This window comes from Brooklawnia propionicigenes, from assembly GCF_030297015.1.
Taxonomy (GTDB): domain Bacteria; phylum Actinomycetota; class Actinomycetes; order Propionibacteriales; family Propionibacteriaceae; genus Brooklawnia; species Brooklawnia propionicigenes.
Genome location: NZ_AP028056.1, coordinates 2,725,416 through 2,749,444, shown reverse-complemented (window position 1 = coordinate 2,749,444; position 24,029 = coordinate 2,725,416). Strand labels below are relative to the sequence as shown.

Genomic DNA, 24,029 nt, shown 5'->3' with positions numbered 1-24,029 from the left:
GAGACCGCAAGCACGATCACCTATCGTGATGTGTGTGCTTCGCGGCGCTTTCCTCGCCGGTCAAGGAGTCGGGACCACTTGACCGAGACGACACATCTTCACCCGGGAGCTGAGCAATGCCACCAGAGCAGGACGCGAACGAGGTCCTCACCAGCCTTCGGCACGAACGCAAGAACGGCTGGATGCGGCGAATCGTTCTGGCCGCAATCGCCGTCCTCGTCGTCTTCGGACTGGTTCGCGCCTACCGCCGCATTGACGCGACTGCAGTCTGGGATGCCCTGTCGCGCCTGCCGTGGTGGACGCCGCTCGTCCTGCTGGTGCTGCTCGTCGCGCGGCAGGTACTCAACGCCGCCCCCTTGGCGATCTTCCTGCCGGGGGTCGGATTGTATCGATGCACCATCAACGATCTGTCCGCAAGCACTGCCGCAGCATTCGCACCGGCACCCAGCGACATGGTGCTGCGAGTAGCCATGTTCCGCTCGTGGAACCTCTCGACGGAGTCGGCGCTTGCCGCGACGACGATGAACGCCGTCACCTTCTTCATCGCTCGCTTCTCCGCACCGCTGCTGGGCTTCGCGCTGCTGCCATTCCTCAAGGTCAGCCCTGGCCTGCGGTTGTTCGATCTACTCAGCCTGGCCGTCGCGGCGGCCCTGATCGTCGGGGTTCTGCTGGTGCATCGCAGCCAGGAGTGGGCGGCGACCCTCGGGCGTCTGTTCGGCAAGACGGTTCGGATCATCCGCCGACGGACCGATCCCGAGAAGTGGGCGGAGACCATGCGCGGATTCCAGGCGAACATGGCCACCGATCTGTCGCGACGATTCCCGCGCGCTGTGCTCGTCAGCTACGCCGTCGTGCTCATCGACCTGCTGATGCTGGTCATCACGCTGCGAGCGATGGGCGTCACCCCTGACCAGCTGCCCGCTGTAGAACTGGCAGCCGCCTACCTGTTCGCCTTCCCACTGACCATGTTCCCTGCACAGGGACTCGGAATCATGGACTCGGCGATGATCGCATCCCTGGCACAGACCGCCGGCGACGGCATCCTGGAGCCCTCGCTGGCCGCTCTGCTCGTCTGGCGGACCTTCACCGTCGCTGGGCCTTTCGCGCTCGGGACGATCGCGCTGGCCTTGTGGAAACGAACCCCGCCACCCGCCTAGGGCCAGCTCCCAACGATCTCACCCATCGACTGGTCCCAACAGGTGAGACAGAATGGTCAGATAATGGACGCCGAGAAGGAGTCCATACATGTCGATCAGTTCTGCCAACCCCATCCAGACGAAAGCGCCACTGAACTCGCCTGGGCGAGTGATCGCCGCGAGCCTGGTCGGCACGACGGTCGAGTTCTACGATTTCTACGTCTATGCCACGGCCGCGGCCCTCGTGTTCCCCAAGCTGTTCTTCCCCACCGGCAACGAAACGACCGCGCTCATCGCATCATTCGCGGTTTTCGGCGCGGCCATGATCGCGCGTCCGGTCGGTGCGATTTTCTTCGGTCATCTCGGTGACAAGCGAGGACGCAAGACCACACTGGTGATCAGCCTGCTCACCATGGGAGTGGCGACCTTCCTCATCGGTCTGCTGCCCACCTTCCAAGGTGCGGGGCTGATTGCGCCGGTTCTGCTGCTGACGTTGCGGCTGTGCCAAGGTTTCGCGCTCGGCGGTGAATGGTCGGGCGCTGCGCTGGTGGCGACCGAGAACGCCCCCGATGGCAAACGCGCGCTGTACGGGACCTTCCCGCAGCTGGGCGCTCCGCTCGGCTTCATCATCGCCAATGGGCTCTTCCTGCTCATCAACATGGCCCTGCCGCATCCCGACGGTCCGACCATGCAGTCGGAGGCCTTCCTCAGCTGGGGTTGGCGCATCCCCTTCCTGTTCTCGGCAGTCATGGTGATCATCGGCTTGTGGGTTCGCCTCAAGCTCGTCGAGTCGCAGGCCTTCGTCCAGGCCGAGCAGAAGGGCGCGATCCGCAAGGTTCCGCTGAGCGACACCGTGCGCTACCACTGGCGTGAGCTCATCCTCGGCACCTTCATCATGCTGGCCACCTACGTGCTCTTCTACCTCATGACCACCTTCGCGCTGACCTTCGGCACCAAGCCGCAGACTGCGACCCCCGGGGGCCTGGGCATCGCCTACACCGACTTCGTGCTGATGCAGATCATCGGCGTGATCTTCTTCGGTCTGTTCACGCTGCTGGCCGGTCCGGTGGCCGACATGCTCGGACGCCGCAAGCTGCTCATCGGTGTCACGGTCGCGATCATCGTCTTCGGACTGTCCTTCCCGGTGTGGTTGACGCTGCGTCCGGATGCCATGTTGACCGGCGGAATGACGCAGGCCTTCCTGATCATCGGCTTCACCCTGATGGGCATCACCTTCGGGCCGATGGGCGCCGTGCTGCCTGAGCTGTTCCCGACCAACGTGCGCTACACCGGATCTGCGATCGCCTACAACGTCTCCAGCATCCTGGGCGCTGCGCTGGCCCCGATCATCGCGGTCGCGCTGTGGGCGAAGGCCGGCGGCAGCACCTGGATGGTTGGCGTTTACCTGGCCGTGGCCTCCGTGCTGACCCTGATCTCGCTGATCATCGTCCACGAAACCAAGGACACCGACTACAACGCCGCATCCTTCGAGGACGAACTGGCCGAGTTCGAATCCGACGAACTGGTCGGCACCGGAGTCTGAGAGACAGCGTTCAGTCACTGCAAAATGGCGGTGGGCCCACTGCGCGAGCGGGGGCTCACCGCCATCGCTATACCGTGGACACGGAAGGCTATCGCAGGATCGGACACGAATACCACGAGGGAATCTTCCATGAGCGTTTTCTTTGAGCAACTGCGCGCCCAGCAGGAATACCTGACCGGGTTACGCCGGGCATTTCATCAGCATCCCGAGTTGGCGCTGCACGAGTTCTGGACCGCCGAGGCGATCGAACGTGAGCTCGATCTCTACGGCATCCCCCATCGCCGCGTCGGCGCCACCGGGGTGCTGGGCACCCTCACCGGAGACCTCGGCGGTGACCGTGTCATCGCCCTGCGAGCCGACATCGATGGGCTGCCGGTACAAGAGACCAACGATGTGCCCTACCGCTCACAGATCGACGGCGTGATGCACGCCTGCGGGCACGATTCCCACATCACCTGCCTGCTGGGCGCCGCGAAAACGCTGAAGTCAGCCCGCGGAGCCTTCGGCGGCACGGTGAAGTTGATCTTCCAGCCCGGCGAAGAGGTCGGGCTCGGCGCCCTCGACTTCGTCGAGGCGGGTGTGCTGGACGATGCGGGGCGCACGTTCGGGCTGCACGCCGCGTCCGATCTGCTCACCGGTTCGGTGGCCGCCGTGCCCGGACTGAACTGCGCGGCAGTCGACCATTTCGGCATCACCGTTCACGGCAAGGGGGCGCACGTCTCGCGTCCGCAGCTGGGCGCCGACGCCCTCTATGTGGCGGCGAGCCTGGTGACCCAGATCCAGGCCATCGTGACCCGCCGAACCAATCCGGTCGAGCCGGTGGTCATCGGCGTCGGCAAGCTGCACGCGGGAACGACGTACAACGCGCTCGCCGAAACCGCCGAACTCGAAGGCACGACGCGCACTGTAACGCCTGAGTCGCGGATTCTGGTGAGGCAGCAGATCACTCACCTCGCTGAGCAGACCGCGGAGGCATTCGGCGCGACCGTCGAGGTTCAGTGGCGCGAGTTCACTCCCGCGGTCGTCAATCCGCCGGCCATCACCGAGGAGGTCGCCGAGATCGCCCGCCGGATCGACGACAACATCCAGGTCATCACCCAGCGTCCGATCTCTCTGGGAGGCGACAACTTCGCCGACCTGGCGTTGCGTGTCCCGGGTGTCTATGCGTTCTTGGGCACCGGAAACCCTGCCGTGGCGAACACCCAGAACTCCCACCACAACGGCAACTTCGATCTGGACGAGGCTGCCCTGCCGATCGGCGCCGCTCTCTACGCCGACTACGCCTTCTGGTGGCTGACTGCGGGGGCGGCAGCGCTGTAGCGCCACGCAGGCCGGGCGCAGATCACTCCCACCCGCGCAGAACGAGCTTGCCGACGAGTCGCCCGCCCTCCACCAACTGGTGCGCCTCGCGCAGCGTCGCCGCGCTGATCGGAGTCATCCTGCGAGTCGCCGTGCTGACCAGCTGACCCTGCTCGACCATGTCGGCAACGCGCTCGAGAAGCAGATGCTGCTCGATCATGTCGGGGGTCTGCTGAACCGGGCGGGTGAACATGAGTTCCCAGTGCCAGGTGATGCTCCTGGGTTTCAGCGGGGAGACATCTCGGGGGCCATCGTCAATGGCGGTGATCTGCCCGAACGGTCGCACGATCTGGGCGTAGGCCTCCAGCTGTCCCTCCGAATGTGCGGTGAACAGCCAATCCACCCCACCGGGTGCGATCGCGAGCACTTGGGCCACGAGGTCGCCGTGGTGATTCACGGTGTGCTCGGCCCCCAGCTTGGTCACCCACGCCTCACGTTCGGGGTTGGACGCGGTGGCGATGACCGTCACATCCGGAAGCAGTACCTCGGCCAGCTGTAGCATCGCCGAGCCCACTCCGCCGGTCGCGCCGACGATCAGCAAGGTGCCGGTGCTCTCCCAGGTCAGGCCAAATCGGTCGAACAGCGTCTCCCATGCGGTGATCGAGGTGAGCGGCAGTGCAGCGGCATCCTCGGGTGACAGCGTCGAGGGTTTGCGTCCGACAATGCGTTCGTCCACCAGATGCAGGCGTTGGTTGGTGCCCGGACGGTCGTAGCTGCCCGCGTAGAACACCTCGTCGCCGGGCTGGAACAAGGTCACGGCATCGCCGATCTCGCGGACGATCCCGACCGCGTCAAACCCCAGCACCCGAAATCCTCCCGACGGTGCACCCGCGCGGAGTTTCACGTCAACCGGGTTCACCGACACCGCCTCGACCTCGACCAGCAGGTCGTGCGGTCCTGGGGCTGGCACCTCGATGGTTCGTTCGATCAGGCTGGCCGGATCGGACGCAGGAAGATTCTCGGTGTAACCGATGGCTGTGGTCTTCATACAGCCATGATTGCACCGACATCACTGCAATCGCCGCGGCAGGAATGCTGGTTGGTTGCCCCCGGGGCCGGAGAGCTCCCGACGGCCTAGCCCTGCGGAGGAAGCTCCTCGATAAGCGGATCGTCCTTCGCGATCGGGCCAACCCTCGCAGCACCGCCCGGGGAGCCGATACCTTCAAAGAAGCCCGCGTTCGCCGGCAGGAAATCGGCCCACTCCTCGGGGAGATCGTCCTCGAAGAAGATCGCCTCTACCGGGCACACCGGCTCACACGCACCGCAGTCCACGCATTCATCGGGATGAATGTAGAGCATCCGTTCGCCCTCGTAGATGCAGTCGACCGGGCATTCGTCCACGCATGCGCGGTCCTTGACATCTACGCAAGGCAGAGCAATCACATACGTCATGTCACAACGGTAAGCCCACATCCATAACCGTGGGCCGGTTGGGCCGATACCGTTGACGCCATGACCAGCGGACCTGTGCCCTTCGAAGTGTTCCGGCCGGGCATCTACCTGCACGGGACGAAGGCGGTCCTCGTCCCGGGTGAGGTCCTGGAGCCGGGGCGAGCGTCCAACTTCGAGGACGGGCGCATCTCGAACCACATCTACATCGTGGAACCCATCGGGGAGATCGAGGACGATCCCAACCTCACCGACAAGCGGTTCCCGGGCAATCCCACCCATTCGTACCGGGCACTCCCCCGATCAGATCCGCGCCATGCGCGATGGGCTTGCCGATCTGCAGCGTCGCGGCGAGAACACGATCATCGACTGAGGTCGTGGGGCGATCTTCCGCATCGTTCCGCTTCGGTCCGGCGGATAACGACGTAGCGTGAGATGTATCACCTGATGTTCCTTGTGGGAGGCGGACAGCATGTTGAGTACCAAGCTCGAGCGCATGGGTTCTGGAGCAGGATTCATCGCCGCATTGGACCAAAGCGGCGGCAGCACCCCTCGCGCTCTGAAGCTGTATGGAATCGAAGAAGACCGTTATTCCAATGATGACGAGATGTTCGATCTGGTTCACGCAATGCGGGAACGCATCGTCACCAGTCCGGCATTCACCAGCGAGCACATTCTTGCGGCCATTCTGTTCGAAAAGACGATGGACCGTACCTTTGCCGGACAACCGGCAGCGGATTACCTGTGGGATACGAAGAAGATTCTGCCGATCCTCAAGGTGGATAAGGGCCTGGCCGATCCGGCGAACGGCGTGCGCCTGATGAAGCCGATCGGCGACCTGGACGACCTGCTGGAACGGGCCAAGAAGGCTCATATCTTCGGGACGAAGATGCGCTCTGTGGTGCTGTCGGCCAATGCTGAGGGAATCGCCAGCAATGTCGAGCAGCAGTTCGCCTTCGCGCGGCAGATCTCCGATGCCGGCCTGATTCCGATTCTGGAGCCGGAGATCGATATCAAGGCTCCTGACAAGGAAGAATCCGAGCAGATCCTGCTCGCGGAGATCATGGAGCGACTGGCAACCGAGATCTTCGACCTGCCGATCATGTTCAAGGTGAGCATTCCCACGGTCGACAACTTCTACGCGCCACTGATCGATCACCCGTCGGTCCTGCGCGTGGTGGCGCTTTCCGGAGGTTACAGCCGGGACGAGGCAGACGAACGCCTCGCCCGCAATCACCGCCTGATCGCCAGTTTCTCCCGTGCACTCACCGAAGGGCTGACCGAATCCATGACGGACGAGGAGTTCAACGCCGCGCTGGCCGCCTCGATCGACGCGATCTACAAGGCGTCCATCACCTAGTGAAGTGACGGACGGGCGGCAGGGTCAGGCCGTCTCGAGCACTTGAGGTTCCCGCACGGGTACGAACAGGCGGGTGGTTCCCGAGGGGGTCACTTCGTAGTGGTACCCGTGCGGCGAGGTCCAACGGAAGACACCAGGAGTGGTCTGTTCAAGTTGCCACTTGCCGTGGGTCTTCGCTCGATGAGCCTTGCGCGACAGTGGTCCGAGATTCTCAAGGCTGGTCTGGCCCCGTCTGCCATCCATGTAGGCGATGGTGTGGTCCATGTCGCAACGACCGGCTTTGCGGGTTCCCCACGGAAACACATCCACCGGATCCCGCTGCTCGACCGCGAACCGCATTCGGTCGGGAGTCTCATACGCGTCGACGGGTCGCATTCCTGCCGGATCAAGCACCGGGCGGACGATCACTCTCGAGTGAGCAAGGAATCGAGGCAGCTGGTCGGTCAGGATCGGGCCCCAGTCCTCGACCCTGGCCACACCCGTGGTCGTCGCCTGCTCCGTCAGCTCGCCATCCGCGGTAGTCAGCGCGGGATCTTCGGCCGAGATATGCACGACCAACGTATGGGTGGGCAAGCTGTCCTGACCGAGCGCTGACCTGGCGAGCACACCCACCGCGGCCGCTCGCCTCCGATCCAGGTCACTGCACATGGGCGTGTCCTCGCCTACCGGCAAGGTCTTGGCGATCTGGGTCAGGACATGATCGAAGAGGATCCCGTCCACGGGATTGACGACACCGAAGAAACTGACATGCCCATCGGTGATCTTCGACACTCGCACTCTGCGGGCCTCGCGTTCGGCCTCGGCCCGCTTGCCGGCAAGCTTGGTATCCGCACTGATGATCTGCCCCGGCAGCGCTCTCATGATCCGCGACCACGGCAGCGCCCCAACTCCGGCGCTCATCGCACGGTCGACTTTCAGAGCGGCTTCAGCGGACAGGTGTGAGCAGGCGATGCAGATCTTGTTCGCCTGCCACACGCGCATCTTCCCGGCCAGAACTGCCTGCCACAACATGGGATGTCGATGCCGCAGGTCCAGCGCCTCTCCGATTCGGCAGATGGCTGATGAGGCCGAAATCCCCAGGAGTGGGCCGATCTCCAGAGCCAGGAACTCGCCTACCTCCGGTGTGCCGTCATGGCCGGGCCGCATCAGGCCTTCGATGCCTTCGCCTACCGCGGTCTCGTCGATCTTCCATAGGTCGGCCGCGTGGGTGATCGCCACGAGCTCGGCGATCTCAGCGCCGATCAACTGCTGATGCGCATGATCCAGCGCATCGAACACTTCCGCGCTGGTCTTCGAGTCGACCAGCAGTCTTGGGTCATGGGTGGGGTCTTCCATAACCTCAGTTTATTCGAATCTGTGTTCGAATACAACGCTTTCGTTCGAATACTTGCGAGTATTTCCCGGCGGCAGGCTGCTTGGTCGGGCGCGTCCGATCGTCCGCCTCCTGCCTACGATCGACGTATGGCATCCACTTACTGGGCTGATCCCGACGGGTTCGCTCTGACTACGCCCACGCCGCTGGGCAGGCGTGCGGTCAAGGCGGCGCTCATCGTCCGCCTCGACCTTGATGATGCTCACCCGCCCATCTGGCGGCAGCTGCGGCTGGCAAGCGATCTCACGCTTCCGCAGGTGCACGAGGTCGTGCAGATCGCGATGGGGTGGACGGATTCCCATCTGCATCACTTCGTCATGGGTCCCGACACCCACGATCCGACCACGCAGCACTTCCTCACCCCGTTCGACATCGCCGAGGGTGACAAGGGCATCCCCGAAAGCGATGTGCATCTCGACCAGGTGATCTCCGAGCCCGGCGATTGCCTGTTCTACGAGTACGACTTCGGTGACAGTTGGTGGCACACGATGAAGCTTGAGAGCGTCGAGCCCTGGCGCGCGGGCGACACGGACGCATGGTGCCTCGCGGGCCAGCGAGCCTGCCCGCCCGAGGATCTCGGCGGGATCGGTGGCCTGGAAGAGCTCCTGAACTGGCTCGACGGACGAACCGAGGGCGCCGACCCCGAATGGGTACAACAGGTGCTGGACTGGTTGCCTCCCGGCTATGATCCGGTAGCCTTCTCCGTCGACGAGGTCAATGCGGTTCTCGCGCGTGGCCTATTGCCCCCGCTCGAACAGTTCCATCCGATGGTGAGCATCCTGATGCGGAACGCCGGTGGCTCACCACTCTCCGATCTGGGTGAGCTGATCAGGCGTGCCGACCTCGGCTCACCGAGTCTGACCGAGCGCGACATGGCGGACGCCGTGCGCGGCTACCAGGTGCTGCTTGCCGAGATAGGCGACGGCCTGACTCTCACTCAGGCGGGCTATCTACCACCGCGGGTCGTCCAACAGATCCTCGCCGAGCTCGGTCCCGAAACCGAATGGGTCGGGATAGGCACCCGCGAAGACACATCGCAGACGGTGTCGTCGCTACGCAGGTCTGCGACCGCGCTCGGTCTCGTCCGGTTGAGCCGTGGTCGCCTCACGGTGACTTCGAACGGACGAAGGCTCGCCGGCGATCCGCCCCACCTGCTGCGCCACATCGCCACCCGGCTGCCACTCGGCAAACAGCATGAACAAGATGCCGGCACGATAGCGCTGCTGTTCGTCGCGGCCGGCAAGGACTGGCTACACAGCTTCGACGAGGCCGCCCGCATCATGGAGTGGATCGGCTGGCGAACCGGTGGCGATGCGTTTCTCGATGAACGCGCGGTGCACATATGGAGCAAACCGACCCGTGACGTGTTGCAGAACCTGGGCGGTAGCGGGCTTAGTACACCGAACCGCCAGATCGCGGTCGCACGATATCTGCTCCAGACAGCGGACCAGCGATAGCTAGAGGCTTCCCTCCAGGTCGGCGATGTCCAGAGCCGGCAGCCCGTGGACGGGGTAGCTGACGGAACGGGCCGGCACGCCGGCCACCGTGGTGAAGGGCGGCACATCGTCCAACACGACGCTGCCGGCGCCCACCTTGGCTCCCTCACCGACCCGGATATTGCCGAGCACCTTGGCGCCGGCGCCGATCATCACGCCGCGTCCGATCTTGGGATGCCGGTCTCCCCCGACCTTGCCGGTACCGCCGAGGGTAACCTCGTGCAGCATCGAGAAATCGTCCTCAACCACGGCGGTCTCGCCGATGACCACCGACGTCGCGTGATCGAACATGATGCCCTTACCGATCCGCGCCGCGGGGTGGATGTCGACGGCGAACTTCTCGGAGATCCGGCTTTGCAGGTAGAGCGCCAGCTGCACGCGCTCCTGCGTCCAGTAGTAATGCGCGATGCGGTAGCCCTGCAGGGCGTGAAAGCCCTTGAAGTACAGCAATGGGGTGGCGTAGCGGCGGGCGGCGGGATCACGGCTGATGATCGCCCGCAAGTCCTCGCGGACCGCGATACCGATCGAGGGGTCATCGGCGAAAGCATGGACGAACAGCTCGCGCAGCCGCTCGGCCGGGACCGACGGGCTTGCCAGTTTGTCGGCCAACAGGTAGCTCAGCGCTTCGTCGAGGTCCTCGTGATCGAGGATGGTGGCCTGCAGGAAGTCGCCGAGGGCGGGCTCGGCCAGGAGGTCGGAGGCAGCCTCCTCGCGGATGCGATTCCAGATTTCGGTATGGGGCATGGCACAGCTCGCTTCTTTGAAGTGCGAACGATTGAGGAGTGAGGTTGTGAGATGAGCACTCACAAGGAGGGGCCAAGAATCATCGGCGCCTCGGGGCGGGTGGTCAAGTCAGTGACGACAACAACACAGCATTCGATGGCACCCTGAAGCGGGGACGCACACATCGAACCTGATACCCATGACCAACAGTGTAACCACACTCTCTAGGAGAACCGCTCCCCCGCTGCTGCGGAGCTCAATCCCCCAGATCCTGCAACCCCATCATGTCGTCATCGGAGATGACGAAGTCGACGTCAGCATTGGTGCGCTGATGCTCAGGACTCGAGGCCTTGGGCAGCGACACCGTGTTCAGCTGCAAGGTGTAGCGGATGCACAATTGCGCGACGCTGACCCGATACTTCTGCGCGATCGCCATGACCCGCGGATTGTCGAGGATCTTGCCGTGCGAGAGCGGCGAGTACGACTCGACGAGGATGTTCTTGGCTTGGCAGTACTCGATCAGGTCGGTGGGAGTGTTGCCAGGAGTGACCTTGATCTGATTCGCTTGCGGCGCGACCGTGCCGTGCTCGAGGATGTTCTCGACGTCTTCGTCCAGGAAGTTCGAGACGCCGATGGAGCGGATCTTGCCCGCCCGATACGCCTCTTCGAGGGCGCGCCAGGCCTGGCGGTTGCCCTCGGAATAGTCGGCCTGACGGAACTCGGCCCACGGTTGCGGCGCGTGGATGAGCATCAGGTCGATGTAGCCGAGGTCCAGCTTCTCGAGTGAACCCTCAATGGCGCCGACCGCAGTGTCGTAGTCCTTGATCTCGGCGGCGAGCTTGGTGGAGACAAACAGCTCCTCGCGGGGGATGCCACTGGTGCGAACGCCCTCGCCCACGCCGCGTTCATTGCCGTACGCCTGGGCGGTGTCGATGTTGCGGTAACCGATCTTCACGGCATTGCGGACGGCCTGTGCCACCTTGTCATCATCAATGAACCAGGTACCCAACCCGAGTTTCGGAATGGTGACGCCGTTGGACATGGTGAATGTCTCGTTCAAGATCATCGGGTTCTCCCTCGTAGTGGCCAATGCCCATTGTTCTCCCGTCTTGTTTCACGGCAAACGTGCGGGAGGCCGTCGCATCGCTAAGCACCCCGTGGGGACGATCAAGCCACCAGACCGGTCACGGATGCCGTCGCAGCTGGTCCTCAATCCAGGCCATCACCACGGCGACCAGATAGCCGAGTTCGTCGTCAGTGAGTTCCCGCCCTTGTGGAATGTGATGCCACTTGGCAACGCAGCCGCGACAACAGGTCGCGGTCGCATGTTGAGCGACGAAGACCGGGTGACCGCGCATCGGGGTCTGCTTGCCGTCGTTTCTTGGCTGGGCCGCACCGATCCGCCCAGCGAGCAGTTCGTGAGCATGCTGCTGGATCGTGTCCTTGCCCTTTGCGCGGGCATAGTCGACGTCCTTGCGGGAGAGGTAAAACTTCGAACGAAACTCCGAATGCCGGAGCCGTTGCAGCACCATCCTCACCTCGTTCGAGCTGGTCACAAGGATTCCGGCGCCCCAGGGTAGCGGCCCGAGACGAGATGGTCGACGATCGTGCCTGCCACGGCATCGGCCGGATCGTACTTGTAACTGAGCTTGTGGACGAAGGCGGCCTCGACGAGCATCGCGAACCGCGCCGGCTCGTAGCTGCGGAACATCTCAAGTTGCAGGAAGTGGCTCGGCACGGTGCTCACCCTCGGGACCATTGCCCAGGCGCGCTCCGCATCGGGGAGGAGATCGAGCAAACCCTCGAAGACGCGGTGGAAGAGGAAGTAGTCGGGCAGTTCATAGTGCTCGCGCCACCAGGTCTCGAGGGCTGCGCGTTCGACCGCAATGAGCAGCGAACGTGATCTGGCAGCGATGAACCAGTTCGAGATCTGCGTCCGGCTCCACCGCAGATAGAGCAGACCCCCGCCGAGGAGCGGATCGAGACACGGGCCGAGCGGCTGGGGAACGAACGCGGTCGCGTCCACCCACACCCCGCCGTAGCGTTCGAGCAGCGACAGCCGCAGCAGATCGGAGAAGTGCGCCGGACGATCGCGCAGCCGGTCCACGACCACGCCGGGCAACTCGAGATGGTCCTGCCAGGAGGTCTCGTCGAGCACGATCGCGTCCGGATGGACGTTCCTGAGCTGCCGCACGCAAGTACGCACGATCGGGGGCGCGCTGCGCAGCGGAGTTCCCCAATAGGTGAAGACGTGGCTGGTCAGTTCATCAGACGATACCGGCGCCGGGACTGCGGCACTCGCGGTGGTCGTCCTGAGCTCATCGAGGTGCTCGGCGAGGAACTCGTCCACGATCACTCGAGCCGCGATGGATCCGATGGGGTCGATCATCGGCGCAAAGCGGTCCCGTGCCCGCCGCACCTGCGCGGCGAGATTGTCGAGAGGACCAGTTTCGGACATGCGGACTAGTCGGAAGGGAATGCGTCCGGGATTGCTGTCATCTTCGTCATCGTAGCGAAGCGGCGCGGGTAGTGCAGGTTGCACCAGCCAACCTGACTGTATATGCTCGTATATATACAGTAATAACGGAGGTTGTCGTGCCGCTCCATGTGGTTCTGTCCAACCGGTCTGGAGTGCCGATCTATCAGCAGATCGTCGACCAGGCCCGCGCCGCCATCCTCAAGGATGAGCTCGCCGAGGGTGAGCTACTGCCGTCCATCCGGGGCCTGGCGAGGGACCTGCGCATCAGCGTCATCACGACCACGCGCGCCTACAACGAGCTCGCTCAGCTCGGATACATCGTCAACGTTCCCGGCAAGGGCAGCTACGTGGCACCCAAGGACGCCGAGTTGATCCGCGAAAACCTGCTTCGCCAGGTCGAGGGTCATCTCTCGGATGCCGTTGACGTCGCTGCTCAAGCCGGCTTGGATGCGCCGACACTGCACGCCCTACTTGATTTCGCCTTGGAGGAAGGAACCGACAATGATTGACCTGCAGGGGGTCACCAAGCACTACCCCGGATTCACGCTCGGGCCCCTCGACCTGGCGATCGAAGAAGGATTCGTCACCGGATTTGTCGGCGCCAACGGCGCCGGAAAGACGACCACGATCAAGCTTCTGCTGAGGATGGCGCACCCAGATTCGGGCACCATCCAGCGGCCGGACATGGCCGACATCGGTGTCGTCCTCGACACCCCCAGCTACGACGGCGACTGGCGGGTATCCACGGTCGGCAAAGCGCTGCGACCGTTCTACCCACGCTGGTCGGATGCGAGATTTCAGGAGCTGCTGGAGCGGTTCAACGTGCCCGCCGACCGCAAGGTCAAACAGCTGTCGCGAGGCATGGGCATGAAACTGCAGATCGCTGCCGCACTCGCCCAAGGTGCGACGTTCTTGGTGCTGGACGAACCCACATCCGGCTTGGACCCCCTGTCACGCGACGAACTGGCCGAGATCATCGGCGACTTCATGCTGGACGAGCACCGGACGGTACTGTTCAGCTCGCATATCACCAGTGATATCGAGCGCATCGCGGACTATGTCGCCGTCATCGACAAGGGCCAGATCGTGACATGTGCCGAAGGCTCCGAACTGCTCGGGTCGTACCGGATACTCCATGGCGGACGCACACCTCTGGATCCCGATGTTGCGGCCGAAGCCTACGGACTCCGCTCCCATGCCGCCGGCTGGGACGCACTGATCGCGACCCGCCTGATCGGCGAGATCCCTGACGATGCAGTTGCCGAAGAACCCACCTTGGACGACATCGTCGTCCGGATCGCGAAAGGACACTGACGATGCTCCCCCTCATATACCTGGACGCACGTCGCCTTCTCGCGCTGCTACCCGTCATCGGAGTCATGCTCGCCTTCGGCATGGTGCCTGTTGTGCTGCAGCAACCGCAGGGCGGCACCACCGGCATCGCCTTCGTGGCCATGTCGGCCATGGTGCTAGTCAGTCGGCTGTTCCCGTTCGATTCGTCCGGCGGCCGCATCAACATGCTTGTCGGGACGCTGCCAGTCACGCGGCGGCAAGTCATCGGCTCTCGCTACACGCTGGCACTGCTCATCGTCGCCATCACCGGCGTACTCATCGCGATGCTGCTGCCGGGCACGGACCTGGCCGACAAACTGGGGCTCACCGCCCTCTTCACGGTCATCCCCCTGATCAGCGTGGCAGTGACCGGCCCGCTGTCCAGCCGAGGAGGACTCGGGGCTGTGGGTCCGGTACTGCCCCTCCTATGCTTCGGCGTTCTCATGTTGGCGGCGGTGCTGATGCCCGAGAGCTGGCAGCAGGGGCTGCTCGGGTTCATCCTTCAGGCGCCGGCGCCCAGTGCCGGGATCGGGATCATCGTTGTGGCGGTGCTGTTGGCGGTCAGCTTTGGGTTGAGCGTGCGGTGGTTCGAGCGTCGGGATCTGTGACCATCAGCGGGGCAGAGCTTCTGCTCATCCGCGCGGACGAACCGACATCGCGACGATGACAGCACTCGCGATGATCGCGTTCATGGTGCGTGTCACGGCGTCGCCGACAGCTCCGACACCCCAGTTTCCGCGTTCGAGTTGCTGCGCCCGGGTGATGACTGCCGAGCTCCAAGGGATCTCGGGATCGAACTGAGGCAGAGTGCCGCTGGCCCAGATCAACCCCGCCAGTGCGGCAATCCGCGGGGTCGGGACTGCACCGTCGACCAGGACCGCGCGAACGTCATGGACGAGGTCGGCGCGCCTCCCATTTCGCCAGCCACAAGGGCTTTCGTCTTGAACAAGCCGAGTGTCTTGCGGCTCTCCTCGCCGAAGTCACCGCGGGCGATCAATCGCTCCAACACCGGCTGGCGAAGTGCCGGTCCAATCGCAGCAAGGACAGTCTGGACTTTGCCGGGCTTGTCAGACACGTAATCCCAGGCAGCACGGAGTAGCTCGTCCGATGGGGCACGTCCGTCGACGGCTTCCACCCTCGTGGCGCCGGTTCGGGTGGCCGCGGTCGTCACGCGCTCTTCGAGGGCGAGATCGGCGAGTACCGCTCCGGCAAGGACGTAGAAGAGAGTGTCTCCCCCGCGATAGTGCCGGAATCGGGCTGGAAGAGCAGCAATAGGAGGTCCTCCGCCAGAGTCGGGGCATCCGGTCCTCCCGCCTCGGGGGTACCGGTGCCGCTGTCGGCACCGTTGTCTTCTGGCTGCTTGGTCATGGCTACTCCTCACTTGTCGTTCGGGCCAGGCAGCGACGGGAGCTGGACTAGCTCTGCCTCTAGTAGAAACTGTGTTCTTGGAACAGGGTCAAGTCCCGGTTTCGGTCAGAGTCTTCCTATCATACAAACCCAATATCGCGTCCTTGCCTATAGTGTGCGACACATAGTATTGTGTATGCATGGACGAGGGATTCGAAGGCAACCGGCAGGAGTTGCGGCGCGGGACCATCGTGGTCGCCTGCCTGCGGCTGCTGCGCACGCCCGGCTATGGCTACGGCCTGCTTCAGGAGCTCGAATTCCGCGGGTTCACCGTCGACGCGAGCACGCTGTACCCACTGCTGCGCCGTCTCGAGAAGCAGGGGTTCCTCACGAGCGAGTGGAACACCGACGAGACGCGTCCGCGCAAGTTCTATCGGACCTCCCCTGCCGGCGTCCGCCTGGCCGAGGCCCTCACCCAGGAGTGGCTCGCGCTCACTGACGCGATCGCTTCCCTTACCAATGATTCATCTACGACATCCACCGACGAGGAGCGCTGACATGACCACCACACTGACCCAGCGGTACATCGCCGCTACCGTCAAGAGTTTCTCGCCCGCCGCGCAGGTCGACGTGCGCGCCGAGCTGGAGGCATCCATCGCCGATGCGATCGAGGGACGCGTAGAACAGGGCGAAGAACGCGAGGACGCAGAGCGCACGGTGCTCACCGAGCTGGGAGACCCGGCAGTACTCGCAGCGGGCTACGCCGATCGTCCGCTGCATCTGATCGGCCCGCGCTACTACGTCACCTGGTGGCGGCTGGTGAAGCTGCTGCTGATCATCGTCCCGGTCTGCGTCGTCGGCGGCGTTGCGCTGGGGCAAACACTGTCGGATGCCCCGATCGGCACCATCATCGGCCAGTCGATCGCCGCCGGTCTATCGAGCATCGTGCACGTCTGCTTCTGGGTGACGCTCGTGTTCGCCGTGCTCGAACGTGCCGGCGCGGACACGGGGCTGCAATGGGATGTTGACCAACTCCCCGAGCCACAGCCGGCGGGCGTCGGCCGTACCGACCTGATCGCCCAGCTCGCGATCCTCGCGCTTGCCGCCGGCGCAATCCTGTGGGATCAGTTCCGCGGTTTCGTGCGCACCGGCGGCGAGGCACTTCCGCTACTGAGCCCCGAACTGTGGCCCTATTTGATCGCGCTGGTCGGACTGGAAGCTGCGTTCGCCATCGTCTTGTACGTGCGAGGACGGTGGAGCACGACTCTGGCGGTGATCAACACCGCGCTGGCAGTGCTATTCGCGAGTCTGGTGCTCACCTTGCTCGTCCGCGGGCAGTTGTTCAACCCCGAATTCGTGGCGGTCTTTCGCGCGGTGAGCGGGGTCGAACAGGACACCCTGCGCACTCTGACCATTCTGCTGGGCTTCTCCGTCGCCGGCATCTCGGTCTGGGACATCATCGACGGCTGGCTCAAGAAGCATCGGGATGGACGCTGAGTCGGTCTGACAGGCGGCCCGCTGCTGGCGCTTGCTCAGGCACTGCTCGCGCCGAGCGTGCAGCGATACCGGGGACGACCGGGCCAGCGGGGGTCGGTTGGCCGTGGCTCGACGGTGAAGCCGAGGGCCCGGTAGAAGTCCACAGCATCATTGTCGGTCTCGGCGAGAAGCGGGAGACCAGGGTGGGTGCTGCGGATGGCGTCCACGAGAGATGCGCCGATGCCGCGTCCACGAGTGCCGGCGTCGACCGCGATGTACTCAAGCGTGAGTTCATCGGCCGTGACGGCGAAGGCCGCGAAGGCGACCACGTCGCCGTCGGTGACACCGATGACCTCAAGGGCGGGCAACTCCGTGTCGCGGATGTGCCGGAGAGCGTCGTCAGCCACCCCCGCCGCCTCATAGAGCAGCGCCCAGAACGGCGGACTCTCGATCTGGGTGCGGGTGAGCGGGTGAACGAGTTGTTTCACGGGCTCAACTCCCATCTGGTCTGAAGCTGCGTGACGAAGCACCGGCCGAGGCGCTCCGTCCTCGATCCCGTTCCCCGCGCCCGTCTATCGGACGACCGCGATACTCCTTCCAGTCCGACAGGAGATCCTCGCGCAGGCCATCTGGATGTTCCTCGTACCACGTCCGCGTGAAGCGGTTGTATTCGAACTGTGAATCAATAGTGCGTTCACCTTGATTACGACTGGCGTGCCAGCAGTCGAGTGCATCCTGCATGGTCGGGGTTCCATCAGACTGAGCGAAGAATGCGCGCATGGGGGCATCAAAACGAAAACCAGAGCCGACCTGGCCTTCAAGCCACCTGCGAACAACCTGGCTGCATCGTTGCCCGGCGGGGATGACCGTGGCTGCGCTCAGCTCGCCCACGAGTTGCCTTGGCCCGCTGCTTCGAATCGGCGCCGGCTCAGCAAAATCACGTCCATCGAGCGACGCTGCGATGCGGGCCGTGAGTAGTTCCTTGCCTCCGCTCGCACGAATGCCGAGGGTGCGGGCAAAGTCAACGAGCTCGGTCTTGAGCCAGTACCAGCGCTGGAACTCCTCAGAAGAGAGACCAGGGACGAGATCGGGGCGAGATGACGCGGGGCGAGTCATACGGCCGGCCCCGCTTGATTCTGGTGAGCCGCGCCCGGATCACTGGAGGACGCGCGCGATGACGCACCATGCAAGCCCAAGCGGTGTGAGTATTCGGGGTCTGCGCTGCGCCTGACACGAGCACCGCCACTAGTGACGTCCACGGCATCATCCTCTCGTACAGCCCTCAGGCTGCTCAACAGCAGACTGCCAGGGTGCTTGCGGCCCCTCCACTGCGATCGGCTATCGCGTTGAGCGTGCCTAGTCTTCTTCACTTGAGGGCGTTTCGAGGCGGTCCCCGCGTAGAGGTACGGTCAAGTCCAGTGGAGTGGTGTAGCGGTTCCTTCGTCTAGGCGGTGAGGGCGAGGGGTTCGGTCACCTCCTCAACGGCGTTGGTGATGGTGCTGAGTCGGCATCGTGCGAGGACGTCGAGGCCGAGGTAGCGGCGCCCTTCTGCCCACTCATCGGTCTGCTCGGCCAAGACAGCGCCGACGAGGCGGATGATCGCTTCCCGGTTGGGGAAGATCCCGACCGCGTCGGTGCGGCGGCGGATCTCACGGTTCAGGCGTTCGGCGGGGTTGTTCGACCAGATCTGGGTCCACACGTCCTTGGGGAAGCCGGTGAACGCGAGCACGTCTGCCCGGGCGGCTTCGAGGTGCTCTGCAACCTCGGGTAGCTTCTCGGCGGTGTAGTCGAGCAGACGGTCGAACTGCGCCTGGACCGACTTTTTGTCGGGTTGGTCATAGACCGAATGGAGCATCGCTTTGACCGCGGGCCACATGCTCTTCGGGGTCACGGACATCAGGTTCGCGGCGTAGTGGGTTCGGCAGCGCTGCCAGGACGCGCCAGGCAGGTTCGCCGCGATCGCCTCCACCAGCCCGGCGTGGGCATCGCTGGTGACCAGTCGGACCCCCGCAAGGCCGCGGGCCACCAGATCGGCGAAGAACGTGTTCCACGCCGGTTTGGTCTCGGAGGTGACGACCTGCAGGCCCAGGACCTCGCGGTGTCCGTCGCCGTTGACGCCGGTGGCGACGAGGACCACGGCGTTGATCACGCGTCCGCCTTCGCGGACCTTCATCGTCAACGCGTCAGCTGCAACAAACGTGAACGGCCCGGCCTCGCCCAGGGGGCGGTGCCGGAACTGCGCTACGTGTTCGTCGAGGTCGGCGGCCATGCGTGAGACCTGTGACTTCGACAGGCCGTCGATGCCCAGGGTCTTGACGAGTTTGTCCATCCGACGAGTACTGACGCCGGCGAGGTAGCAGTCAGCGATCACCGTGATCAGGGCCGCTTCGGCTCGTTTGCGGCGCTCCAGCAGCCACTCGGGAAAGTAGCTGCCGGAGCGCAGCTTCGGGACGGCCACGTCGATGGTGCCGACGCGGGTGTCCAGCGGGCGGTGGCGGTAGCCGTTGCGCTGCGCGACCCGCTCGGTTGAGGGCTGTCCCCATTCGGCGCCGCACACGGCGTCGGCATCGGCCGAGAGGAGGGCGTTGATCATGTTCTGCAGCAGCTGGCGCATCATGTCCGGAGAGGCTTCGGTCAGCAGGTTGCCCAGCACGCGGGCGGGGTCGACAATGTGAGGAGCGGTCATCGTGGTTGATTTCCTTTGAGAGAGCTTTGGTAGGTGAACTCGAAGGATCCCACGGTGACCGCCCTGCCGTCATCGACGGCCACGGCCACTGTGGGGGCTACACCACTCTAGGGGGCTCTACTAGAGGTACGACTTCGCGCCGCAACTGAAGAAGATTAGTCACGCCATGCACCTCTGTCTATGGTGCAAGATAGTGCGGCACTAGGATCAACGACCAGCGGCGGATCTGTTTCGTATGGGGCGACGCCGGACCAGAGGAGGGGGAGATCGTTGACTACCACTGAGAAGATCGCGCCAACTCATCCAAGAGTGGTACTGACGGAGGACTTCATCGACGGTCCTGCACGGCGAACAGGACATGGACCCCAGCACCTCAAAGGAACGCGAAGCCGAAGCAAACCAGTTCGCGGCAAGCTTGCTGATGCCTTCTAGCGGCGTTCTGGCTCAGTCCATGCGTGCGGCGAGCCTGGAGCGAATCCTCGCAGCCCGCTCGTTCTGAAAGGTGTCCGCGATGGCCATGACTCATCGTCTTCACGAGCTTCACCTCCTCAGCGATTGGCAGTATCGGAGCACTTGCGTCACTTTGTCTGACCTCGGCTACCGCTCCGCTGAGCCCGGTGGCATCATCCCCGAGAACTCGCAACTTCTACGCAAAGTGATGTTCGGCTCCGCCAACAAGATCAGCATCTCGGAGGCCGCGAGAAGCCTCGACCTCTCATAGCACGCATCTGCTGGGCGTTGAAGCATCGCGCTAGCTCCAGGCCGGCCAACACCACTGTGGCCTCAAGCCTTCCGCTCCCATATCGGACAGGCCGACTGTGCTTGTCCAACTAGGACCTGCTTGGCAGCCCTCAGTGTTTCTATTGCTCACCCCAGTCCGAGCTCAGAGCTCAGCCCGAAGAAGCGCTCGAAGAACGCGCTGAGCTTGGCGACAACGCGCTGTTTCTTCTCTCCGTGCCCGCCAGTGTGCGAGAAACGCGAGGTAGGTGGCAGGACCTTGGTAATCGCCGTGCCCGATGTGCGAAGCGTGCCATCGCGGAATGCTGTCTTCACGAACGCTCGAGCCTCATCGGCACGGAGGTTCTCGTCCCGGATGATGGTCTCCAGCTCTGCCTTACGCTTGGCGGCGATGAAGGCCTGCCACTCCTCGTCGATTGCGCCGTCAATGGAGACCGAGTCGACGAAGTTCTCGATGAGGTCCTTCTTGTTCCGCAGCGTCGGGCTGGCGTCCACGGCCCGGGAGATCTCGGCGCGGACTTCCTTGTCCGGCTCTTCACACTTCCGGTGGGGGTGGCGGGGTGAGTCCGCCGCCGATGAGGAGCATGCGTAGCCGGTAGTTGTCTCGGTTGCGGAAGCCGCGGGCGATGCGGCGGTGGAGTTCGATGAGCCCGTTGATGCTCTCGGTGCCGCCGTTGCTGGCGCGGCCGGTGTCGAAGTAGGCCAGGAAGGCGTCCCTCCACTGCTTGAGGGTGCGGCCCAGCTTGGCGATCTCGGGGATGGGACACGTGGGGAAGCTGGCGACGACTTGTTCAGCGAGTTGGCGGCCTCGAGCGGGGTCGGGGTGGGCGTACGCGGCGCGAACACGTTGGGCGCACTGCCAGGCGATGTGGACGGCGTCGTGGCGCTCGTCGGCGGCGATGGCAGCGGCCAGGCGGGCCTGTTGCTTCTCGGTGAGCCGCTCGGCCGCGCAGCGCAGGATGTTCCGGATCCCGTACAGCGGGTCGCCGGCACGGCCACGGTGACCGTGGATCTCCTGCTGCACGCGGCGGCGAACCTCATCGACCGCCCGGCCGGCCAGGGCGACCACATGGAAAGCATCCAGGACAGCGGTGGCGTCGGCGAGTTTGTCGTCGATGGCGTTCTTGTAGCCGTGGAACGGGTCCAGGGTGGCGACCTCGACCCCAGCCTTGAACGCCGTGCCGCGTTGGTCGAGCCATGTCTTGTACACGGTCCCGGAGCGGCCGGGTACGAGGTCGAGCAGCCGGGCTCGGACGCGTCCGTCCTTGTCACGGGTCAGGTCGACCATGCCGGTGAGTTCCTTCGGGCCGCGCTTGCGGGGACTCACGTGGTGCCACAGGTGTTCGTCCACCCCGAGGGTGGTCACGCCGGCGAACCGGGCCTCGTCGACGGCCAGCGTCGCCAGGATGGGTTGGATCGAGCCCCATACCGTCTTCCACGCCACCCCCAGCTGCCGCGCGAGTCCGTGGATGGAGGCGTGCTCGCGGCGGACCTGCTCGATCACCCACCGGCACGCCCGGGTGGTCAACAGCCCGCGCGGGCGGGCTATCTGCTCGTCCTGCTCGGTGAACACCCTGGTCGGGCACGCCGGCTCCAGGCACCGCCACGTGCGTTTGCGCCACCGCAGCCGGGTCGGCCGGGCGAAACACGGGATGTCCACCAGCGTGGTCGTGCGTCGGCCGCGACTCTCAGCGACCACCCCACACGTCGGGCAGCCCATCACCGTCGGCGCGGACTCCATCGTGACCACGAGCACGCCATGGCCGGTCTTGTCGACGTCGACCACGTGCAAGCCGTCCAGGCCGACCAGCAGGTCGCAATGGTCACAGTACGAAGGGGTCGTGGAAGCGCAGCAGCACCCCGTAGGCTCGGACACGTCGAGGCCTTCCGGTCAGGTTGAAGAGACCTGACTTGGGCCACGATTCCCGGTTTCGATGTTGATCATGGGGTTGGCTAGGTGTGTCGTGTTTGGGGTTGCGCACTAATTGGGGGGTTGTGAAGCTATCAGTGTGGCGTATGTGCGGACGGTGACCACGGGGTCGGGGGCGACGGCTGTTCAGATCGTGTGGAAGTCGGTGCGTGGGTCACGAGATATCGAACACATTGGCTCGGCGCGGGTTCCGGCCGAGGTCGAACTGTTGAAGGCAGCTGCCGTGCAGCGGATCGCTGCCGGGCAAGACCAGCTCCCCCTCGAAGACCCGGCTCTGGCGGTGGAGTCTGAGGTTGTGGTGGCCGGGATGCGGATGGGCCGGCTGCTGGATGCGATCGCCGGTGTTTATCGGCAACTCGGCTTGGAGCGGGCCGCTGGCGGGGATCTGGTGTTCGAGCATTTGGTGACCGCGCGGATCATTGAACCGTCGTCGAAACTGGACGCGGCCCGGGTGCTGGCTGAGGCCGGTATCCGGCCATTGTCGTATCGCACCGTGAAACGGCGGCTGCCTGTTTACGCCGAACCCGCGTTTCGTCACCGATTGTCAGGGGCTGTTTCAGCCAGGTCTGATCTGGGTCCTGCCGCCCTGGTTTTGTACGATGTGACGACGTTATGGTTCGAGACCGATACCGGTGACGGGTTCCGTGAACCAGGATTTTCGAAGGAACGCCGGTTGGAGCCGCAGATCACGGTCGGGTTGTTGACCGACGCGACCGGCGCCCCGTTGATGATCGAAGCGTTCGAAGGGAACCGGGCCGAAACCAAGACGATGATCCCGCTGATCCGGGGGTTCGTGGAGGCTCACGGGATCGCTGATGTGGTCGTGGTTGCTGATGCTGGGATGATGAGCGAGCAGAACCTGAAAGATATCGAGGATGCCGGTTGGTCGTTCATCGTGGGCGGGAAGATCCCGGAGATCCCGTACGCGATCAGCCAGTGGCGCAAACACCATCCCGATACTGATCCGCCCGATCAGCTCGTGCTGTCACAAAAACAGGTAATGGGTGTCAAGGCCGATACCCGGCATCGGAGCGTGTATTTCCAGTACCGGGCCGATCGTGCCCGCCGTACCCTGCACGGTGTCGATCAGCAGCTCACGAAGGCCGCGAACGCGGTCGCGGGGAAGACCCCGGTGAAACGCAACCGGTTCATCACCTTGTCCGGGGCACGTCCGTCAATCAACCGGGAACTGGAGACCAAAGTCCGGACGCTGGCCGGGTGGAAGTCGTATGTGACGAACCTGGACAAGCCGGCCGACTTCGTGATCGGCGCGTATCACCAGTTGTGGCATGTCGAACACGCGTTCCGAATGTCCAAACACGATCTGAAAGCCCGCCCGGTCTACCACCACAAGAAAGAGTCGATCGATGCTCACCTGGCGGTCGTGTTCGCTGCGCTGGCCGTCAGCCACCACATCGAACAAGCCACCGGATGGACCATCAAACGCTTCGTGCGTACCTTCCGTCAGTACCGCGACGTCACCCTCACGGTCGCCGGCCAGACCATCACCGCCAGCCAACCCATCCCCTCCGACGAAGCCGACATCCTCGCCAAGATCAACAACTCAGATGCGCACTAAATTGGCCCAAGTCGGGTCGGACACGTCGAGGCCTTCCGGTCAGGTTGAAGAGACGCTTCCGATCCTGAAGGCCTCGACCCCCAA

General features: G+C 64.1%; 26 protein-coding genes and 2 pseudogenes. 14 read left to right on the top strand and 14 right to left on the bottom strand.

Translation table 11 applies throughout. From position 1 onward, the window contains the following. Positions 1 to 116 precede the first annotated feature (116 nt). The 3 genes from QUE25_RS12655 (at position 117) to QUE25_RS12645 (ending at position 3,999) form a co-directional block, all read left to right on the top strand. Positions 117 to 1,157: a lysylphosphatidylglycerol synthase domain-containing protein gene (locus QUE25_RS12655; protein WP_286265555.1), complete on the top strand. Its 1,041-nt coding sequence runs from the start codon at positions 117 to 119 to the stop codon at positions 1,155 to 1,157. A gap of 88 nt (positions 1,158 to 1,245) precedes the next feature. Next, the gene (locus QUE25_RS12650; RefSeq protein WP_286265554.1) at positions 1,246 to 2,679 is read left to right on the top strand and encodes an MFS transporter; all 1,434 of its coding nucleotides are present in this window, start codon (positions 1,246 to 1,248) and stop codon (positions 2,677 to 2,679) included. Positions 2,680 to 2,808: 129 nt separating this feature from the next. Next, entirely contained in the window at positions 2,809 to 3,999 is a 1,191-nt protein-coding gene (locus tag QUE25_RS12645; protein ID WP_286265552.1) for a M20 metallopeptidase family protein, read from the top strand. 22 nt (positions 4,000 to 4,021) lie between these two features. On the opposite strand, the gene QUE25_RS12640 is transcribed toward QUE25_RS12645, so the two are convergent. Together QUE25_RS12640 and fdxA are read right to left on the bottom strand one after the other, a co-directional pair. Continuing rightward, complete coding sequence (locus QUE25_RS12640) at positions 4,022 to 5,026, bottom strand: zinc-binding alcohol dehydrogenase family protein (protein ID WP_286265550.1); 1,005 nt, start codon at positions 5,024 to 5,026, stop codon at positions 4,022 to 4,024. An 86-nt stretch (positions 5,027 to 5,112) separates the two neighbouring features. Beyond that, positions 5,113 to 5,430 (bottom strand): ferredoxin, encoded by a 318-nt coding sequence (gene fdxA / locus QUE25_RS12635; RefSeq protein WP_286265548.1) that lies wholly within the window; start codon positions 5,428 to 5,430, stop codon positions 5,113 to 5,115. A 60-nt stretch (positions 5,431 to 5,490) separates the two neighbouring features. On the opposite strand from fdxA, the pseudogene QUE25_RS12630 reads away from it, so the two are divergent. Together QUE25_RS12630 and QUE25_RS12625 are read left to right on the top strand one after the other, a co-directional pair. Further along, a pseudogene (locus QUE25_RS12630) lies at positions 5,491 to 5,800 on the top strand (NAD(+)--rifampin ADP-ribosyltransferase). A 99-nt stretch (positions 5,801 to 5,899) separates the two neighbouring features. Then, complete coding sequence (locus QUE25_RS12625) at positions 5,900 to 6,787, top strand: fructose bisphosphate aldolase (RefSeq protein WP_286265546.1); 888 nt, start codon at positions 5,900 to 5,902, stop codon at positions 6,785 to 6,787. A 24-nt stretch (positions 6,788 to 6,811) separates the two neighbouring features. Here QUE25_RS12625 and QUE25_RS12620 read toward each other — a convergent pair whose 3' ends face one another. Next, positions 6,812 to 8,122: a DUF222 domain-containing protein gene (locus QUE25_RS12620; protein ID WP_286265544.1), complete on the bottom strand. Its 1,311-nt coding sequence runs from the start codon at positions 8,120 to 8,122 to the stop codon at positions 6,812 to 6,814. 126 nt (positions 8,123 to 8,248) lie between these two features. On the opposite strand from QUE25_RS12620, the gene QUE25_RS12615 reads away from it, so the two are divergent. Beyond that, entirely contained in the window at positions 8,249 to 9,616 is a 1,368-nt protein-coding gene (locus QUE25_RS12615) for a plasmid pRiA4b ORF-3 family protein (protein ID WP_286265542.1), read from the top strand. Here the strand turns inward: QUE25_RS12615 and cysE are convergent, their stop codons facing one another. From cysE to QUE25_RS12595, 4 genes are all read right to left on the bottom strand, one after another. Then, positions 9,617 to 10,399, bottom strand: coding sequence for a serine O-acetyltransferase (cysE, locus tag QUE25_RS12610; RefSeq protein WP_286265540.1), 783 nt, complete (start codon positions 10,397 to 10,399; stop codon positions 9,617 to 9,619). Between the two features lie 235 nt (positions 10,400 to 10,634). Beyond that, positions 10,635 to 11,444, bottom strand: a complete 810-nt coding sequence (locus QUE25_RS12605) for an aldo/keto reductase (protein WP_286265537.1) — start codon at positions 11,442 to 11,444, stop codon at positions 10,635 to 10,637. 118 nt (positions 11,445 to 11,562) lie between these two features. Then, positions 11,563 to 11,934: a DUF4186 domain-containing protein gene (locus QUE25_RS12600; protein WP_286265535.1), complete on the bottom strand. Its 372-nt coding sequence runs from the start codon at positions 11,932 to 11,934 to the stop codon at positions 11,563 to 11,565. Then, the gene (locus QUE25_RS12595; protein WP_286265532.1) at positions 11,931 to 12,836 is read right to left on the bottom strand and encodes a capsular polysaccharide synthesis protein; all 906 of its coding nucleotides are present in this window, start codon (positions 12,834 to 12,836) and stop codon (positions 11,931 to 11,933) included. Before QUE25_RS12595 ends, QUE25_RS12600 begins: the two co-directional genes overlap by 4 nt. Positions 12,837 to 12,973: 137 nt before the next feature. Between QUE25_RS12595 and QUE25_RS12590 the strand changes: the two genes are divergently transcribed. The 3 genes from QUE25_RS12590 to QUE25_RS12580 all read left to right on the top strand — a co-directional run bounded on the left by QUE25_RS12590 (position 12,974) and on the right by QUE25_RS12580 (position 14,797). Next, complete coding sequence (locus tag QUE25_RS12590; RefSeq protein ID WP_286265529.1) at positions 12,974 to 13,366, top strand: GntR family transcriptional regulator; 393 nt, start codon at positions 12,974 to 12,976, stop codon at positions 13,364 to 13,366. Beyond that, the gene (locus QUE25_RS12585) at positions 13,359 to 14,171 is read left to right on the top strand and encodes an ABC transporter ATP-binding protein (protein ID WP_286265527.1); all 813 of its coding nucleotides are present in this window, start codon (positions 13,359 to 13,361) and stop codon (positions 14,169 to 14,171) included. The genes QUE25_RS12590 and QUE25_RS12585 overlap by 8 nt, the downstream gene beginning before the upstream one ends. Positions 14,172 to 14,236: 65 nt before the next feature. Next, positions 14,237 to 14,797, top strand: coding sequence for an ABC-2 transporter permease (locus QUE25_RS12580; protein WP_286265525.1), 561 nt, complete (start codon positions 14,237 to 14,239; stop codon positions 14,795 to 14,797). A gap of 24 nt (positions 14,798 to 14,821) precedes the next feature. Here QUE25_RS12580 and QUE25_RS12575 read toward each other — a convergent pair whose 3' ends face one another. Further along, on the bottom strand, positions 14,822 to 15,064 hold the full coding sequence (locus QUE25_RS12575; RefSeq protein WP_286268565.1) for a GPP34 family phosphoprotein: 243 nt from the start codon (positions 15,062 to 15,064) through the stop codon (positions 14,822 to 14,824). Beyond that, on the bottom strand, positions 15,013 to 15,570 hold the full coding sequence (locus QUE25_RS12570) for a GOLPH3/VPS74 family protein (protein WP_286265523.1): 558 nt from the start codon (positions 15,568 to 15,570) through the stop codon (positions 15,013 to 15,015). Before QUE25_RS12570 ends, QUE25_RS12575 begins: the two co-directional genes overlap by 52 nt. A gap of 166 nt (positions 15,571 to 15,736) precedes the next feature. On the opposite strand from QUE25_RS12570, the gene QUE25_RS12565 reads away from it, so the two are divergent. Together QUE25_RS12565 and QUE25_RS12560 are read left to right on the top strand one after the other, a co-directional pair. Further along, positions 15,737 to 16,093: a PadR family transcriptional regulator gene (locus QUE25_RS12565; protein ID WP_286265521.1), complete on the top strand. Its 357-nt coding sequence runs from the start codon at positions 15,737 to 15,739 to the stop codon at positions 16,091 to 16,093. A gap of 1 nt (position 16,094) precedes the next feature. Further along, positions 16,095 to 17,033 carry a permease prefix domain 1-containing protein gene (locus tag QUE25_RS12560; protein ID WP_286265519.1) on the top strand — a complete coding sequence of 313 codons (939 nt, stop codon included), beginning with the start codon at positions 16,095 to 16,097 and terminating at the stop codon, positions 17,031 to 17,033. A gap of 35 nt (positions 17,034 to 17,068) precedes the next feature. Here the strand turns inward: QUE25_RS12560 and QUE25_RS12555 are convergent, their stop codons facing one another. The 3 genes from QUE25_RS12555 to QUE25_RS12545 form a co-directional block, all read right to left on the bottom strand. Continuing rightward, positions 17,069 to 17,500, bottom strand: coding sequence for a GNAT family N-acetyltransferase (locus QUE25_RS12555; RefSeq protein ID WP_286265516.1), 432 nt, complete (start codon positions 17,498 to 17,500; stop codon positions 17,069 to 17,071). A 4-nt stretch (positions 17,501 to 17,504) separates the two neighbouring features. After that, on the bottom strand, positions 17,505 to 18,128 hold the full coding sequence (locus QUE25_RS12550) for a DUF6434 domain-containing protein (protein ID WP_286265514.1): 624 nt from the start codon (positions 18,126 to 18,128) through the stop codon (positions 17,505 to 17,507). Positions 18,129 to 18,456: 328 nt separating this feature from the next. Then, positions 18,457 to 19,698, bottom strand: a complete 1,242-nt coding sequence (locus tag QUE25_RS12545) for an IS256 family transposase (protein ID WP_043537034.1) — start codon at positions 19,696 to 19,698, stop codon at positions 18,457 to 18,459. 358 nt (positions 19,699 to 20,056) lie between these two features. Between QUE25_RS12545 and QUE25_RS14925 the strand changes: the two genes are divergently transcribed. Together QUE25_RS14925 and QUE25_RS12540 are read left to right on the top strand one after the other, a co-directional pair. After that, the gene (locus QUE25_RS14925; protein WP_425332718.1) at positions 20,057 to 20,197 is read left to right on the top strand and encodes an ImmA/IrrE family metallo-endopeptidase; all 141 of its coding nucleotides are present in this window, start codon (positions 20,057 to 20,059) and stop codon (positions 20,195 to 20,197) included. A 12-nt stretch (positions 20,198 to 20,209) separates the two neighbouring features. Further along, a complete protein-coding gene (locus tag QUE25_RS12540) occupies positions 20,210 to 20,419 on the top strand; it encodes a hypothetical protein (RefSeq protein ID WP_286265513.1) in 210 nt (69 codons plus the stop codon). Between the two features lie 146 nt (positions 20,420 to 20,565). Here the strand turns inward: QUE25_RS12540 and QUE25_RS12535 are convergent. Next, positions 20,566 to 20,961 (bottom strand): annotated as a pseudogene (locus QUE25_RS12535) (type I restriction endonuclease subunit R, EcoR124 family); the annotation flags it as partial. A gap of 10 nt (positions 20,962 to 20,971) precedes the next feature. Further along, on the bottom strand, positions 20,972 to 22,312 hold the full coding sequence (locus QUE25_RS12530) for an ISL3 family transposase (RefSeq protein ID WP_286265508.1): 1,341 nt from the start codon (positions 22,310 to 22,312) through the stop codon (positions 20,972 to 20,974). A 133-nt stretch (positions 22,313 to 22,445) separates the two neighbouring features. Between QUE25_RS12530 and QUE25_RS12525 the strand changes: the two genes are divergently transcribed. Next, on the top strand, positions 22,446 to 23,945 hold the full coding sequence (locus tag QUE25_RS12525) for an IS1634 family transposase (protein ID WP_425332717.1): 1,500 nt from the start codon (positions 22,446 to 22,448) through the stop codon (positions 23,943 to 23,945). Positions 23,946 to 24,029: the final 84 nt, after the last annotated feature.